This window comes from Streptomyces sp. NPDC057010, assembly GCF_042673805.1.
Lineage (GTDB): Bacteria > Actinomycetota > Actinomycetes > Streptomycetales > Streptomycetaceae > Streptomyces.
Window position 1 is genome coordinate 371,645 of sequence record NZ_JBHUSC010000002.1, and the last position, 13,557, is coordinate 385,201.

Consider the following 13,557-nt stretch of genomic DNA (forward strand, 5'->3'; position numbering starts at 1 on the left):
ATTCCGGGCTGATCCACCTGGCGTGAGGAGGGTGCCTCCATGGTGACCGCGGGCGACCCCGGGGAGATCCGGACCAGTGTGTGGCTGACCGCCAGGCCGGCCGCTCCCGCCAGACGCCGCAGCGAGGTGCCCTCCGGGCTGGACCGGGAGCGGATCACCGCCGCCACCGTGCGGCTCCTCGACGCCGAGGGGCTGGGCCGGTTCTCGATGCGGCGGCTCGCCGCCGGGCTCGGGGTCACCGCGATGTCCCTGTACTGGTACGTGGACACCAAGCACGATCTGCTCGAACTCGCCCTGGACAGCGCCCTGGGCGAACTGGCGGCCGCGCCCGGCCCGGCGTCGGACGGCTGGCCGGGCCGGCTGCGGGTGCTCGCCCGGGGGTACCGGCGGGTGCTGGCGGACCACCCCTGGGTGGCGCCGCTCACCGCCGCCTATCCGAACATCGGCCCGCACGCCCGGGCCTTCGACGCCGCCCTCCAGCGGCTCCTGGACGCCACCGGCCTGGCCGACTCCGCCCGGACCGGGGCGCACCTGGCCGTCTCGCAGTTCCTGCACGGCTGCGGGGGCGCCGTGCGCCGGGCGCCCGAAGGGGACTTCTGCCTCGCGCTCGACGTGCTGATCGCGGGGATCGAAGCGAAGGCCACCGCCTAGTTCCGGGCGGTGGCCTTCGATGGGGTGGGCGAGACGGATCAGGCCTTGGCCGATACCTCGGCCGGGGCGGCGTCCGCGTGGCCGGCGTCTGCCGGGTCGGAGGCCGCGGCCGGGGCGTGGGCGGCCGCCTTCGACTTCAGCGCGACCTCCTTGATGAACAGGCAGAGCAGCAGGGCGAGCAGCGCGGTCGGCGCCGCGTAGAGGAAGACGTCCCCGACGCCGTGCCCGTACGCCGACTCCACGACCGTACGGATCGGCGCCGGCAGCTTGTCCAGGTCCGGGATGCCGCCGCCGCCCGTGCCGCCGTGGCCGAGCGCCGCGGCCTTGGGGCCGAGGGCGGTCAGACCGTCCTTCACGTACCCGGTCACCTGGTGCGCCATGACCGCGCCCAGCGCCGAGACGCCCATGGCACCGCCGAGCGAGCGGAAGAAGGTGACGACGGAGCTGGCCGCGCCCAGGTCCTCGGGGGCCACCTGGTTCTGGGTGGCGAGGACGAGGTTCTGCATCATCATGCCGAGACCGAGGCCGGTCAGTGCCATGTAGACGGCGATGTGCCAGTACGGGGTGTCGTAGCGCAGGGTGCCCAGCAGGCCGAGTCCGGCCGTCAGCAGCACGCCGCCGACGACGAGCCAGGCCTTCCACTTGCCGGTCTTGGTGATCACCTGACCGGAAACGGTGGAGGAGACGAAGAGCCCGCCGATCATCGGAATGGTGAGGATTCCGGACATCGTGGGGGACTCGCCACGGGCCAGCTGGAAGAACTGGCTGAAAAACACGGTGCCCGAGAACATCGCGATGCCGACGAACAGCGAGGCGGCCGAGGCGAGCGAGATGGTCTTGTTGCGGAACAGCCGCAGCGGGATGATCGGGTCGCTCGCACGGGACTCGGTGAGGACGAAGAGCAGGCCAAGCACCACCGCGCCGCCGGTCATCGCCCAGGTCTGCCAGGAGATCCACTCGTAGGAGTCGCCGGCCTGCGTGACCCAGATCAGGAGCAGCGAGACGGCGCCGCTGATCAGGAAGGCGCCCAGCCAGTCGACCTTGACGTCGCGGCGGACGACCGGGAGGTGCAGGGTGCGCTGGAGCACGATCAGCGCGATGATCGCGAACGGCACGCCCACGTAGAAGCACCAGCGCCAGCCGAGCCACTCGGTGTCGGTGATGACACCGCCCAGCAGCGGGCCGCCGACGGTGGCGACGGCGAAGACGGCGCCGAGGTAGCCGCTGTAGCGGCCGCGCTCGCGCGGGGAGATCATCGCGGCCATCACGATCTGAGCGAGGGCGGACAGGCCGCCGACGCCGATGCCCTGGACCACGCGGCAGGCGATGAGCATGCCGGTGTTCTGGGACATGCCCGCGACCACGGAGCCGAGGACGTAGATCACGAGGGATATCTGGACCAGCAGCTTCTTGTTGAAGAGGTCGGACAGCTTGCCCCACAGCGGGGTGGCGGCCGTCATCGACAGCAGGGCCGCAGTGACCACCCAGGTGTAGGAGGACTGGGTGCCGCCGAGGTCGCTGATGATCTGGGGCAGGGCGTTCGAGACGATCGTGGAGGACAGGATCGCGACGAACATGCCGAGCATGAGCCCGGACAGTGCCTTCATGATCTGCGGATGGGTCATGGACGCGACGCCGTCGGACGTCGTCTCCGACTTGGCCATGTGTTTCCTTCGGTTCTAGAAGCTCGATCGGAGTCGGGCCAGCAGGGTGTTGAGTACGTCGATGTCCTCGGGGGACCAGTCGGCCAGCGCTCTTTCCAGCGCGGCCGTGTAGCGGGCGCCGAGATCGGCCAGCAGGGCCCGTCCGGCCGGGGTGAGCCGCAGGATCCGGCAGCGGCCGTCGCCCGGGTCGGGCTCGCGGTCGATCCAGCCGCGCCCCGTCACGTACGTGACGTGCCGGCTGGTGACCGAGATGTCGACGGCCATGAACTCGGCCAGCCGGCTCAGCCGCATCTCGCCGTGCCGGTCGAGCACGGTGAGGACGGCGGCGGCGCCGGGCGGGCAGTCCGGGGGCAGCATGCGGGCGAGGTCGCGCTTGACCGCGCCGATGCCGGTGAGCTGGCGGGCCAGCTCCTCGTGCCGGGAGCCCGGGCCGGAAAACGCCGTCAATGCCGTCACCGCCGCCCCCGTCGCTTCCGTCGTCTGCGTGGCCATCGGGCCGCCCCCCATCTCGTTGCTTTGAGCAACCATAGAACCGGATGGTTGCTACAGGCAAATGAATCCGGGGGGTGGGGCGGTAAAGGAATCGGAAAACCGGCTAGGGTCCTGCCCCATGGCTGACAACCACAACTCACAGGGCCCCGAGGGCAACTACGACCCCGCGGGCAGCACGCAGATGTTCCGCGCGTTCGTCGAGGAGGCCGCGCCGGCCCGGCAGGGGCCGACCGGCTCGCGCCGCCAGCGCCGCGAGGAGGCGCAGCAGGCCGCCGGCTCCGGGAAGGGCGCGTGGCTCGGGGTGGGCATCGCCCTCGTAGTCGCCATCGGCGCCGCCCTGTGGGTGGTCCTGCACTGACGGCGCAGGCCGTCCGACGGGCCCGGGCGGCTAGGCCGTCTCTTTCGGCCTAGCTCCAGGTGGCCGTGACCTTCTGCGTCTCCACCCGCATGCCCAGCGGGACCCGCCAGGCCTCCACGCACACCGTGTAGGTCTGCGTCCTCGCGCTTCCGCCCGCGATGGGCGCGGGCAGCGGCTGGGTGGTGGTGATCGTGGCCCAGTCGATGCCGAGGGCGCCGATGATGTGCGTCGCGAAGCCGACCGTGCCCGAACGGGCCGCCGTGCCGCCGGTGTTGGTGAACGTGACGGTGACCCGCTCGCACCAGCGGTCGGCCGCGGCCGCCCGGGCCGGCGTGGACAGCGTGAGCCGCGCGGGCGTGGCCGGGGGCGCCGGCGGGGTCGTGCCGGGCTTCGTCCCCGGCGCCGTCGGCGTGCCGGGGGTTCCGGGGGCGCTCGGCGTTCCGGAGCCGCCGGGGCCCCCCGACCCGCCGGGGCTCCCGGGTGGTGTGGTGGCCGGGCCGGCGCCGGGCGGGGTGCCGGGACCGTCCGCGGAGCCGCCGGGGCCGGTGGGTGTGGCTCCGCCCCGGGCGGAGCCGCCGGGCGGCTCGGACCCCGGGGTACCGGTCGACGTAAGGGACGAGGAGTCGGAGGATCCGCCCGCCGCTGACGGGCCGCCGAGCTGCTGGAACTCGACCCGGCCCTGGGGTGCCACGTTCTCCCCCGGCCCCCGCTCGGGGCCCGGGGCCGCGGCGCCCACGGCGACGTAGCCGCCGCGCGCAGGGCCGCCGCAGCCGGTGAGGCCGGCGACGGCCGTGCAGCACAGGGCGAGGAGGGTGGCTGCGCGAGGTCCCGTTCGCATCGCGCCAGTTTTGCTGACGCTCCGTCAATTGGGAACCCCGCGGCGCCCGGTCACTCCCCGATGAGGCCCACGCGCAGCTGCGCGAGCGTGCGCGTCAGCAGTCGGGAGACGTGCATCTGGGAGATGCCGACCTCCTCGCCGATCTGCGACTGCGTCATGTTCGCGAAGAACCGCAGCATGATGATCTGCCGCTCCCGGGGCGGGAGTTTGGCGAGCAGCGGCTTCAGCGACTCGCGGTACTCGACGCCCTCGAGCGCGGTGTCCTCGTAGCCGAGGCGGTCCGCGAGCGACCCCTCGCCGCCCTCGTCCTCGGGTGAGGGCGAGTCGAGCGAGGAGGCGGTGTACGCGTTGCCCACGGCGAGGCCGTCGACGACGTCCTCCTCCGAGACCCCGAGTACGGCGGCGAGCTCCGGGACGGTCGGCGAGCGGTCCAGCTTCTGGGCGAGCTCGTCGCTGGCCTTGGTGAGGGCCAGGCGCAGCTCCTGGAGGCGGCGCGGGACGCGCACGGACCAGGAGGTGTCCCTAAAGAATCGTTTGATCTCGCCCACGACCGTCGGCATCGCGAACGTCGGGAACTCCACGCCGCGTTCGCAGTCGAACCGGTCGATCGCCTTGATCAGGCCGATCGTGCCGACCTGGACGATGTCCTCCATCGGCTCGTTTCGGCTGCGGAAGCGCGCGGCCGCGTACCGCACCAGGGGCAGGTTCAGCTCGATCAGGGTGTCGCGTACGTACGCCCGGTCGGGGCTGTCCACGTCCAGGGCGGCAAGTCGCTGGAAGAGGGAGCGGGAGAGGGTGCGGGTGTCGATGGCTTCCGAGCGGTCAGACGCTGCAGGTGCTGTCGGCGCAGCGCTCTTGACGAGCGTGAGCACCTTGGAGCTGCCCTGGTCTACGGACATGCCACCCCCTTGAGGTCGCGGACGGTCGCGTGCGGCGCGCCCGTCGGAGGAACGCAGCCTCCACCTGAATACCGGAGGCGGGGCTGCGGCAAACGCGGTTCCAGCAGAATGTCACATGTCGGCAACACGCTGTAGCGCCAAGTCGACATATATCTCCAGCGACAGACGAGATCAGACGTGCCGTCAGCCCGATCTGTCGGGAAACGCGTGGATGATCTCCACCCGATCCGGTTACGCCTCGATCCTGTTTGCGGATCTCAGTCGGGCGAAGCTCCGGGCGAGCAGCCGCGAGACGTGCATCTGGGACACGCCCAGCTCGGCGCTGATCTGCGATTGCGTCAGATTGTTGTAGTACCGCAGGAGGAGGATCCGCTGTTCCCGCTCGGGCAGTTGTACGAGGAGGTGGCGGACGAGGTCGCGGTGTTCGACCCCGGCCAGCTCGGGGTCCTCGTAGCCGAGGCGGTCGAGCAGCCCGGGCATGCCGTCGCCCTCCTGGGCGGCTTCGAGCGAGGTCGCGTGGTAGCTGCGGCCGGCCTCGATGCAGGACAGCACCTCGTCCTCGGTGATGCGCAGCCGTTCGGCGATCTCGGGGGTGGTCGGGGTGCGGCCGTGGAGGGTGGTGAGGTCCTCGGTGGCGGCGTTGACCTGCACCCACAGCTCGTGGAGGCGGCGCGGCACGTGGACGGTGCGGACGTTGTCGCGGAAGTAGCGCTTGATCTCGCCGACGACGGTCGGCATCGCGAAGGTCGGGAACTGCACGCCCCGGTCGGGGTCGAACCGGTCGATCGCGTTGATGAGGCCGATCGTGCCGACCTGGACCACGTCCTCCATCGGCTCGTTGCGGCTGCGGAAGCGGGCGGCCGCGTACCGGACGAGGGGGAGGTTGGCCTCGATGAGGGCTCCGCGCACCCTGGTGTGCTCGCTGGTGCCCGGCTCCAGCCCTTTCAGCTGCCCGAAGAGGACCTGGGTCAGGGCCCGGGTGTCCGCGCCCCGGCTCGGCGGTCTGGGGGGCGCGGGGGCGGTCGCGGAGACGGTCGCGGAGGCAGCCACGGAAGTGGCCGGAAGCGGCTCCTCGGGAGGCTCCTGCCGGAGCTCGTGCCTCGGCTCGGGCGGCGGCTCGTGCCGGGGCGGTAGCTGGGGGTCCTGCTGGGGTGGCACCTGAGGCGCAGTACTGGCCGGCACGGTCACGCCACCCCTTCGGTCAACTCGGTCAACTCATCCGTCAAAAGCGGTCATAGCATCACAACACATGTGCACTGTGTGCAAGCACCGGATATCACCGTGTTGAAGGCAAGTTGGGCATATCGGGGCATTGCGCCCGACGGTGGGTACGCAAAAGCCCCCCACCCGTCGGAGTGGGGGGCCGGAAGTCCGGGAACCGGTTCAGCGTACGGGCTCAGCGCACCAGTTCGGTCATGAACTCGCCGATGCCGGAGGCGGCATCCGATATCCCCTGGAAACCGATTCCCACCATCTCGGCGGCCCGCTTGGGCTGGGTGATGATCACGAAGAGGACGAACACCGTGAGGGCGCCCGTGATGAGCTTCTTGGTGTCCATGAGCGGTGACGGCCTCCCCAACCGGTCCTGCACGGTCGGGTGAGTCTAACCGGTCAAGTTTGGACACTCACCCGGCCTTTAAGGACCAATGACCCGCCACCCCGGGTCCTTTGCCGCTGTGTCCCCGGTCGCGGTGGGCGCAGGATTGGTGTGAGCCCACCGGTTCTGGCAGGAAATCGGTGGGTGAGGGACCGGACCTCACTGCGGGGTCCGGGCCGCAGGCTTCCCCCTGATTGCGGCCCGGACTGGCAGGTCCCGTCCTCGTCGGGGGAAGTGGCTTTGTCCCCCCGATGCCACTTCCCCCGTCCCACACGTCGAAGGCCCCGACCCCGGTCGGGGCCTTCTTCGCGTTCCGCTACTCGATCGCGCCGGCGAGGTCGAGGACCGGCTGCACGGGGGCGATCACCGGCATCAGCTGGTCGGGGAGCGTCATCAGCTGGTTGAGCTGGTTGGCGCCCTCGCTGAGCTTCCCGCCGATCTCCTGGACGGAGGCGGGCTGGGCTCCCGCGGGCATCCCTGGGGCGGCCGTGGGGAGGTCCGGGAGGGTGAGGGGGGCGATCGGTGCGGCCGAGGCCGCGGGTGCGGCGAGGCCCGCGGCGGCCCCCGCGAGGGCGATGGCGGCGAGCATGCGCTGGGTCTTGGTCATGCCGTGACAACGGCCGAGGGGGCGGGCGGTCACGCCGGTGTCCTCCGGACAGGCGCCGGTTCCTCCGGGGTGCGGCCGCGGGTGCGGGTGCGGGTGCGGTCCGCGAACGCCGAGAGCCCCGACCCTTGCGGGGCGGGGCTCTCGATCGGAGCGGTAGTGGAGGGATTTGAACCCCCGATGGGTTGCCCCATACTCGCTTTCGAGGCGAGCTCCTTCGGCCACTCGGACACACTACCGAGATGGATCCTAGCCTAAGGAGCCTCATTCGCCGAAATCGGAATCCCCCGGCCGGTCACAGGCCGCGGAAGAAGTCCGTCAGCTGCCGCGCGCACTCGTCGGCGAGCACGCCGCGGACCACCTCGGGCCGGTGGTTGAGCCGGCGGTCCCGTACGAGGTCCCACAGCGACCCGGCCGCGCCCGCCTTCTCGTCGTCCGCGCCGTAGACGACCCGGGCGACGCGCGCCTGCACGAGCGCGCCCGCGCACATCACGCACGGCTCCAGGGTCACCACCAGGGTGCACCCCGGAAGCCGCCATTCCCCGAGCCGGGCGGCCGCCCGGCGCAGGGCGAGCACCTCGGCGTGCGCCGTGGGGTCGCCGGTCGCCTCGCGCTCGTTGTACCCGGTGGCCAGGATCCCGCCGTCCGGGCCGAGCACGAGGGCGCCGACCGGTACGTCACCGGCCGGCACCGCCCGGGCTGCCTCGGCGAGCGCGAGGCGCATGGGGTCCCGCCACGGCTCCGCTACGGGGTCGTGGCCGGGGTCGTGCGTGCCGTGCGCGCGGGCGCCGTGCACGTCGTACGGACGGGTCACTAGCGGACGGCCTCCAGGACCTCGGTGGCGCCGAGCGACTCGGCGATCTCCGAGAGCGCGTCGCCGTCCAGGCCCAGCAGCTGCTTGTGGGAGACCCCGAGGTCGTCGAGCAGCCGGGGGTCGCCGAGCGGTCCGGACGGCACCCGCTCCGCGCCGGTCCCCTCGTCCTCGTCCTCGTCGTCGTCCTGGCCGGAGAAGGCGGCGATGGCGTCCTCCTCGCCGTCCTCGGTGCCGTCCAGGTCCAGCGTGTCGAGTTCGTCCTCCTCCTCGTCGGTGCCCAGCAGCTCTTTGGTCAGCATCGAGCCGTAGGAGCTGCGGGCGGCCGCCGAGGCATTCGATACGAAGTACCGCGGGTCCTCCTCGCCGTCCACGCGGACGACGCCGAACCAGGCGTCCTCCTGCTCGATGAGGGCGACCACCGTGTCGTCTTCGACAGCGGCGGAACGGGCGAGATCGATCAGATCACTGAGGGACTCGACGTCGTCGAGTTCCATGTCGCTCGCTTCCCACCCGTCTTCGGTGCGCGCGAGCAGTGCGGCGAAATACACCGTGACTCTCCCACTGGTCTTAGGCGTGCCGGTTGGAGGTCCCCCCGGCCGGAGGTTGGGGCAAAGCGGCTGTGGTGCGCGCCGTCCTGCCCCGCCCAATCGGCATCGTGGCAGAAACGGCGGCTTTGCGAGAGGTCTTCGGCGCTTGCGTCGCGCCGCACGGCCTGTACGGGGGCCGTAAGGGGGAGGTGCCGTACGGGTCCGGGGGCCGGGGCGGGGCCCTTGCGCGTCGGGCGCGCCCCCGTCGTGTCGTACAGGCGGGGCGCCGCTTGCGGGGGCCGGCCCCGGGAAGCGCCGGGGACGGTCACCAGCGGAAGGTGCGCATGCGCATCTGCTGGCGCATGCGGGCCGCGCGGGCACGGCGGGGCTGGACACGGTCGCGGAGTTCGCGCGCCTCCATCAGGTCGCGCAGGAACTGCGCGCGGCGCGCTCGCCGCTGTGCGGCGGTCTCCGGCGCGTCGTCGCTCGGCTGTGTGTCGGGCATCGGCCACCACCCCGGCTGGTCGGTCGTCCCCCTCCGCTCCCACCTTCCCCCGGACGGGCCGTTTGATGCCACCCCGCTGCAGGTCAGACGTCGTCCGTGAGGGTCGGGACCACCGCCACCGGGCCGTGGGCGTGCTGGAGGACCGCGTTCGCCACCGAGCCGATCAACAGCGACATGGCGGTGCGCCGCGGGTGGTGGCGGCCGACGACCACCAGGGCCGCCGACCGGGAGGCGGTGACCAGCCGGCCCGCCGGGTCCCCGGGCACGGCGGCCTGCTCCACGGGGACGTCCGGGTAGCGGGCGCGCAGCGGCGCCAGACGCTCCGTCTGGGAGCGGAGCATCTCCCGCTCGGCCGGGACGCCGTCCCCCTCGTCGGCCAGGCCATCCGGCGGGATCACCGCGAACGGGCTGTCGATCACCATGGTCGGCGCCGGCGGCACGGCGTACGCGGACACCACCTGGACGGTGGTCCCCCGCACGGCCGCCTCCTCGAACGCGAAGGCCAGTACGTCGTCGGGCGTCTCCGCGGCGTGCAGCCCGAGCACCACCCGCCCGGCGGAAGCCCCCGTCTCGGCCTCCGCGCTCCGCTCCGCGTGCGGAACCACCACCACCGGGCACGGGGCCGTGGTCGCCACGGCCCTGCTGTTCGAGCCGAGCAGCAGGCTGGCGAAGCCGCCTCGCCCCCGGGAGCCCATCACCAGCATCCGGGCCTCCGCCCCGATCACTCGCAGCGCCTCCGGGACGGAGCCCTCCAACGACTCGTACTGCACCCCCTCCGGCAGTTCCGAGCGCCCGCCGAGCAGCGCCCGGATCCGCTCGCTCACCGGGTCGGTGAACTCCTCCGGCTCGGAGCGGTCGTGCAGTGCCGACCGGCGGCCCGCATACAACTGGGCGTGGTCGGGCAGTACATGGGCGATCAGGAGCCCCGTATCGTGCCGCAGGGCAGCGGCCCTGGCCCACTCCAGGGCCTTGAGGCTGTGCTCGGATCCGTCGACGGCTGCGACCACCGGTGCGTTGCTCGTCCCGTTGCTCATCAGTCCAGCCTGCTGGGCTCGCGCGCGGGTCGCATCCCCAGACCGACGCGAAGGGCCCGCTCCAGCGCGTAGCCTTTTGGGTGTGGGTCGCGTCTCGCGGCCGTTTTTGCAGGTCGCAGGCCGAGTTTTGGAGGATGTTGTGCGTTTGCAGGTAGTCGATCACCCCTTGGTGGCGCACAAACTCACCACCCTGCGCGACAAGCGCACCGACTCCCCCACCTTCCGGCGGCTCGCGGACGAGCTGGTGACCCTGCTCGCGTACGAGGCCACCCGGGACGTGCGCACCGAGCAGGCCGACATCGAGACCCCGGTCGGCCCGACCACCGGCGTCAAGCTCTCCCACCCGCGCCCGCTGGTCGTGCCGATCCTGCGCGCCGGCCTCGGCATGCTCGACGGCATGGTGCGGCTCCTGCCGACCGCCGAGGTGGGCTTCCTGGGCATGGTCCGCAACGAGGAGACCCTGGAGGCCTCCACGTACGCGACGCGCATGCCGGAGGACCTCTCCGGGCGGCAGGTCTACGTCGTCGACCCGATGCTCGCCACCGGCGGCACGCTCGTCGCGGCGATCCAGGAGCTGATCAAGCGCGGCGCCGACGACGTCACCGCCGTGGTGCTGCTGGCTGCGCCCGAGGGCGTCGAGGTCATGGAGCGCGACCTCGCCGGCACGCCGGTCACCGTCGTGACCGCCGCGGTCGACGAGCGGCTCAACGAGCACGGCTACATCGTGCCGGGCCTGGGCGACGCGGGCGACCGCATGTACGGCTCCGCGGAGTAGTCCCGGACGGGGGCGATCAGCACTTCTTGACGGGCGCGGGCTCGGGGTTGGCCAGGACGGCCAGCGCCTTGTCCGCGTCCTCCTTCGTGCTGAGCTCCTTGAAGGCGTCGCCGAGGATCAGGTCGATGTCGGCGGTCTCGCGGGCGTCGGTCTGCTGCGTGACGCCGGCCAGCTGGGTGCCCAGCACCGAGAAGGCCGCCTTGTCGGTCGCCGGGGAGCCGAGCAGTATCCCGGTCCCGGGGACCTTCTTGTCGAAATCGGCCGGGGCGTTGCCGACGTTGCCGATGACGAAGCCGCGCTTCTTCAGCTCGTCGCCGACGGCCTTGGCCAGGCCCGCCCGCGGGGTCGCGTTGTAGACGTTGACGGTGATGTCCCCGGGCTTGGGGAGGACGACCGCCGGTTTCGCCGCGGCGGGGGAGGCGGCGGCGGGGCCGCCCTTGGCGGCGGATTTGGGGGAGGCGGTCGGGCAGTCCCTGCCGCCAGCGGCCGTGTTCCGCTTGGGGCTGTCGCCCCGGAACACGTCGATGAGCTGCAGCGCCCCGTAGCCGACCAGGGCGAGGGCGAGGACCGAGCCGAGTACGGCGAGGACGATGCGGCGGCGGCTCCGCTTACGGCTCATCCGCGGGTAGGCGGCTCCCGTGACGCGGTACTTTCCGCCCATGCCGGGGGGAGTGAGCATGCTCATGGGCGCAGCGTAGTGCGGCCCGGGAGCGATGCCTACTAAATGATCTGCTGATAGGTCAATGCTGACCCGAAAGGCGCAATCCACGCGAAGCGCCGACGGCTCCGCGGGTCGCGTCAGTCCATTTCGAGGACGCGGGCGTGCAGCACCTGGCGCTGCTGGAGGGCCGCGCGGACGGCGCGGTGCAGCCCGTCCTCCAGGTAGAGGTCGCCCTGCCACTTCACGACGTGCGCGAAGAGGTCGCCGTAGAAGGTCGAGTCCTCGGCGAGCAGCGTTTCGAGGTCCAGCTGGCCCTTGGTCGTCACCAGCTGGTCGAGCCGGACCGGACGCGGCGCGACGTCCGCCCACTGCCGGGTGCTTTCCCGGCCGTGGTCGGGGTACGGCTTTCCGTTACCGATGCGCTTGAAGATCACACGGAAAGCCTACCGGGCCGGTGCCTGCGGGCGCAGCCTCGCGCCGTTGGTGCAAAAGTGTCAAACAGCGCCAATTCGGGAGTGATGCATGAGTGAGAGCACCGAGCCCGCCGTCTCGGCGGGCCCGGCGGACGAGATCGCCGCCGGATACGCCTTCACCGGACCCGCGCTCGACCTGGGGGCCCTGCTCTGGGACGGCGGCTGTCTGCCCGACCGGCAGATCCGCATCCCCCTCTCGATGCTCAACCGGCACGGGCTGGTCGCGGGCGCCACCGGCACCGGCAAGACCAAGACGCTCCAGCTCATCGCCGAGCAGCTCTCCGCCAACGGCGTCCCGGTCTTCCTCGCCGACATCAAGGGCGACGTCTCGGGCATCTCGGCGCCGGGCACCGCCAACGGGAAGATCGAGGAACGGGCCAAGGAGGTGGGCCAGGAGTGGCAGGCCACCGGCTTCCCGAGCGAGTTCTACTCGCTGGGCGGGATCGGCCCCGGCATCCCGGTCCGCTCCACGGTGACGGGCTTCGGCCCGGTGCTCATGTCGAAGGTGCTTCAGCTCAACCAGACGCAGGAGCAGTCGCTCGGGCTGATCTTCCACTACGCCGACTCCAAGGGCCTGGAGCTGATCGACCTCAAGGACCTGCGCGCGGTGGTCGCCTTCCTCGTCTCCGACCAGGGGAAAGCGGAGCTCAAGGGCATCGGCGGGCTGTCCACCGTCACGGCCGGGGTCATCCTGCGGGCGCTGACCGCCTTCGAGCAGCAGGGGGCCTCGGAGTTCTTCGGCGAGCCCGAGTTCGACACGAGCGAGTTCCTCCGTACGGCGGCGGACGGGCGCGGGCTGGTCTCCGTACTGGAACTCCCGGCGGTCCAGGACAAGCCGCAGCTCTTCTCCACCTTCCTGATGTGGCTGCTGGCCGACCTGTACACCGACCTGCCGGAGGTCGGCGACCTGGAGCGGCCCAAGCTCGTCTTCTTCTTCGACGAGGCCCACCTGCTCTTCAACGGCGCCTCGAAGGCCTTCTTGGAGTCGATCACCCAGACCGTGCGGCTGATCCGGTCCAAGGGCGTCGGCGTCTTCTTCGTGACCCAGACCCCCAAGGACGTACCGGGGGACGTGCTCGCCCAGCTCGGCAACCGGGTGCAGCACGCGCTGCGCGCCTTCACCCCCGACGACGCGAAGGCGCTGAAGGCGACGGTGAAGACCTTTCCGAACTCCCCGTACGACCTGGAGGAGCTGCTCACCGGGCTGGGCACGGGCGAGGCGGTCATCACCGTCCTCAGCGAGAAGGGCGCGCCGACCCCGGTCGCGGCGACCAGGCTGCGGGCCCCGCAGTCGCTGATGGGACCGATCGAGGCGGCGGCGCTGGACCGGGCGGTGAAGTCCTCGCCGCTGTACCCGCGTTACGCGGAGCCGGTCGACCGCGAGTCGGCCTACGAGAAGATCAGCGCCGAGCAGGCCGCCGCCGAGGCGCAGGCGGAGGCGGCAGCGGCGGCCGCCGCTGCCGAGAAGGAGGCCAAGGAGGCCGCGAAGGCGGCGCGCAGCGCCCCGAAGCCGGAGCCCTCGCTGGCCGAACAGGTGGTGGGGAGCGGGCTGTTCCGCTCGCTCACCCGCTCGATCGGGACCCAGCTGGGCCGGGAGATCTCCCGCTCGATCTTCGGCACCGCCCGCCGGCGCCGCTGACCCGCTCGCGGCGGGCGGGCCGCTCC

Annotated in this window: 17 protein-coding genes and 1 tRNA gene; 4 read left to right on the forward strand and 14 right to left on the reverse strand. The window is 71.8% G+C overall.

The window, feature by feature from the left end:
* Positions 1-39: 39 nt before the first annotated feature.
* Positions 40-651 (forward strand): TetR/AcrR family transcriptional regulator, encoded by a 612-nt coding sequence (locus tag ACFTXQ_RS04265; protein WP_382635697.1) that lies wholly within the window; start codon positions 40-42, stop codon positions 649-651.
* Positions 652-689: 38 nt separating this feature from the next.
* Here ACFTXQ_RS04265 and ACFTXQ_RS04270 read toward each other — a convergent pair whose 3' ends face one another.
* The gene (locus tag ACFTXQ_RS04270; RefSeq protein ID WP_382635699.1) at positions 690-2,315 is read right to left on the reverse strand and encodes an MDR family MFS transporter; all 1,626 of its coding nucleotides are present in this window, start codon (positions 2,313-2,315) and stop codon (positions 690-692) included.
* 15 nt (positions 2,316-2,330) lie between these two features.
* Positions 2,331-2,807, reverse strand: a complete 477-nt coding sequence (locus ACFTXQ_RS04275; protein ID WP_382635701.1) for a MarR family winged helix-turn-helix transcriptional regulator — start codon at positions 2,805-2,807, stop codon at positions 2,331-2,333.
* A 118-nt stretch (positions 2,808-2,925) separates the two neighbouring features.
* Here ACFTXQ_RS04275 and ACFTXQ_RS04280 point away from each other — a divergent pair, with 118 nt between their 5' ends.
* On the forward strand, positions 2,926-3,165 hold the full coding sequence (locus ACFTXQ_RS04280) for a hypothetical protein (protein WP_382635703.1): 240 nt from the start codon (positions 2,926-2,928) through the stop codon (positions 3,163-3,165).
* Between the two features lie 49 nt (positions 3,166-3,214).
* Here ACFTXQ_RS04280 and ACFTXQ_RS04285 read toward each other — a convergent pair whose 3' ends face one another.
* The 10 genes from ACFTXQ_RS04285 to ACFTXQ_RS04330 form a co-directional block, all read right to left on the reverse strand.
* Complete coding sequence (locus tag ACFTXQ_RS04285; protein ID WP_382635705.1) at positions 3,215-4,003, reverse strand: hypothetical protein; 789 nt, start codon at positions 4,001-4,003, stop codon at positions 3,215-3,217.
* Between the two features lie 50 nt (positions 4,004-4,053).
* Positions 4,054-4,902 (reverse strand): RNA polymerase sigma factor SigF, encoded by an 849-nt coding sequence (locus ACFTXQ_RS04290; protein ID WP_382635707.1) that lies wholly within the window; start codon positions 4,900-4,902, stop codon positions 4,054-4,056.
* Between the two features lie 231 nt (positions 4,903-5,133).
* The gene (locus ACFTXQ_RS04295; protein WP_382635709.1) at positions 5,134-5,952 is read right to left on the reverse strand and encodes an RNA polymerase sigma factor SigF; all 819 of its coding nucleotides are present in this window, start codon (positions 5,950-5,952) and stop codon (positions 5,134-5,136) included.
* Between the two features lie 346 nt (positions 5,953-6,298).
* A complete protein-coding gene (locus ACFTXQ_RS04300; protein ID WP_215014193.1) occupies positions 6,299-6,460 on the reverse strand; it encodes a hypothetical protein in 162 nt (53 codons plus the stop codon).
* A 355-nt stretch (positions 6,461-6,815) separates the two neighbouring features.
* Entirely contained in the window at positions 6,816-7,139 is a 324-nt protein-coding gene (locus ACFTXQ_RS04305) for a hypothetical protein (RefSeq protein WP_382635711.1), read from the reverse strand.
* Positions 7,140-7,257: 118 nt separating this feature from the next.
* A tRNA-Ser gene (locus ACFTXQ_RS04310) sits at positions 7,258-7,342 on the reverse strand.
* A 56-nt stretch (positions 7,343-7,398) separates the two neighbouring features.
* Positions 7,399-7,827 carry a tRNA adenosine(34) deaminase TadA gene (gene tadA, locus ACFTXQ_RS04315; RefSeq protein ID WP_382635790.1) on the reverse strand — a complete coding sequence of 143 codons (429 nt, stop codon included), beginning with the start codon at positions 7,825-7,827 and terminating at the stop codon, positions 7,399-7,401.
* Positions 7,828-7,916: 89 nt separating this feature from the next.
* A complete protein-coding gene (locus ACFTXQ_RS04320; protein WP_382635712.1) occupies positions 7,917-8,465 on the reverse strand; it encodes a hypothetical protein in 549 nt (182 codons plus the stop codon).
* Between the two features lie 304 nt (positions 8,466-8,769).
* Positions 8,770-8,949: a hypothetical protein gene (locus ACFTXQ_RS04325; RefSeq protein WP_361590131.1), complete on the reverse strand. Its 180-nt coding sequence runs from the start codon at positions 8,947-8,949 to the stop codon at positions 8,770-8,772.
* Between the two features lie 83 nt (positions 8,950-9,032).
* Complete coding sequence (locus tag ACFTXQ_RS04330) at positions 9,033-9,983, reverse strand: universal stress protein (protein WP_382635715.1); 951 nt, start codon at positions 9,981-9,983, stop codon at positions 9,033-9,035.
* Between the two features lie 139 nt (positions 9,984-10,122).
* Here ACFTXQ_RS04330 and upp point away from each other — a divergent pair, with 139 nt between their 5' ends.
* On the forward strand, positions 10,123-10,758 hold the full coding sequence (gene upp, locus ACFTXQ_RS04335; protein WP_382635716.1) for a uracil phosphoribosyltransferase: 636 nt from the start codon (positions 10,123-10,125) through the stop codon (positions 10,756-10,758).
* Positions 10,759-10,774: 16 nt separating this feature from the next.
* On the opposite strand, the gene ACFTXQ_RS04340 is transcribed toward upp, so the two are convergent.
* Together ACFTXQ_RS04340 and ACFTXQ_RS04345 are read right to left on the reverse strand one after the other, a co-directional pair.
* Entirely contained in the window at positions 10,775-11,443 is a 669-nt protein-coding gene (locus ACFTXQ_RS04340; protein ID WP_382635718.1) for a LytR C-terminal domain-containing protein, read from the reverse strand.
* Between the two features lie 113 nt (positions 11,444-11,556).
* The gene (locus ACFTXQ_RS04345) at positions 11,557-11,853 is read right to left on the reverse strand and encodes a type II toxin-antitoxin system VapB family antitoxin (RefSeq protein WP_015034993.1); all 297 of its coding nucleotides are present in this window, start codon (positions 11,851-11,853) and stop codon (positions 11,557-11,559) included.
* Positions 11,854-11,941: 88 nt separating this feature from the next.
* Here ACFTXQ_RS04345 and ACFTXQ_RS04350 point away from each other — a divergent pair, with 88 nt between their 5' ends.
* On the forward strand, positions 11,942-13,531 hold the full coding sequence (locus ACFTXQ_RS04350; RefSeq protein ID WP_382635719.1) for a helicase HerA-like domain-containing protein: 1,590 nt from the start codon (positions 11,942-11,944) through the stop codon (positions 13,529-13,531).
* Positions 13,532-13,557 lie beyond the last annotated feature (26 nt).

Bases quoted from the DNA above. Each gene is read 5' to 3' on its own strand.
- ACFTXQ_RS04270 (WP_382635699.1), bottom strand. From the start codon at position 2,315: ATGGCCAAGTCGGAGACGACGTCCGACGGCGTCGCGTCCATGACCCAT.
- tadA (WP_382635790.1), bottom strand. From the start codon at position 7,827: ATGCGCCTCGCGCTCGCCGAGGCAGCCCGGGCGGTGCCGGCCGGTGAC.
- ACFTXQ_RS04275 (WP_382635701.1), bottom strand. From the start codon at position 2,807: ATGGCCACGCAGACGACGGAAGCGACGGGGGCGGCGGTGACGGCATTG.
- ACFTXQ_RS04280 (WP_382635703.1), top strand. From the start codon at position 2,926: ATGGCTGACAACCACAACTCACAGGGCCCCGAGGGCAACTACGACCCC.
- ACFTXQ_RS04285 (WP_382635705.1), bottom strand. From the start codon at position 4,003: ATGCGAACGGGACCTCGCGCAGCCACCCTCCTCGCCCTGTGCTGCACG.
- ACFTXQ_RS04350 (WP_382635719.1), top strand. From the start codon at position 11,942: ATGAGTGAGAGCACCGAGCCCGCCGTCTCGGCGGGCCCGGCGGACGAG.
- ACFTXQ_RS04330 (WP_382635715.1), bottom strand. From the start codon at position 9,983: ATGAGCAACGGGACGAGCAACGCACCGGTGGTCGCAGCCGTCGACGGA.
- ACFTXQ_RS04325 (WP_361590131.1), bottom strand. From the start codon at position 8,949: ATGCCCGACACACAGCCGAGCGACGACGCGCCGGAGACCGCCGCACAG.
- ACFTXQ_RS04290 (WP_382635707.1), bottom strand. From the start codon at position 4,902: ATGTCCGTAGACCAGGGCAGCTCCAAGGTGCTCACGCTCGTCAAGAGC.
- ACFTXQ_RS04300 (WP_215014193.1), bottom strand. From the start codon at position 6,460: ATGGACACCAAGAAGCTCATCACGGGCGCCCTCACGGTGTTCGTCCTC.
- ACFTXQ_RS04340 (WP_382635718.1), bottom strand. From the start codon at position 11,443: ATGAGCATGCTCACTCCCCCCGGCATGGGCGGAAAGTACCGCGTCACG.
- ACFTXQ_RS04265 (WP_382635697.1), top strand. From the start codon at position 40: ATGGTGACCGCGGGCGACCCCGGGGAGATCCGGACCAGTGTGTGGCTG.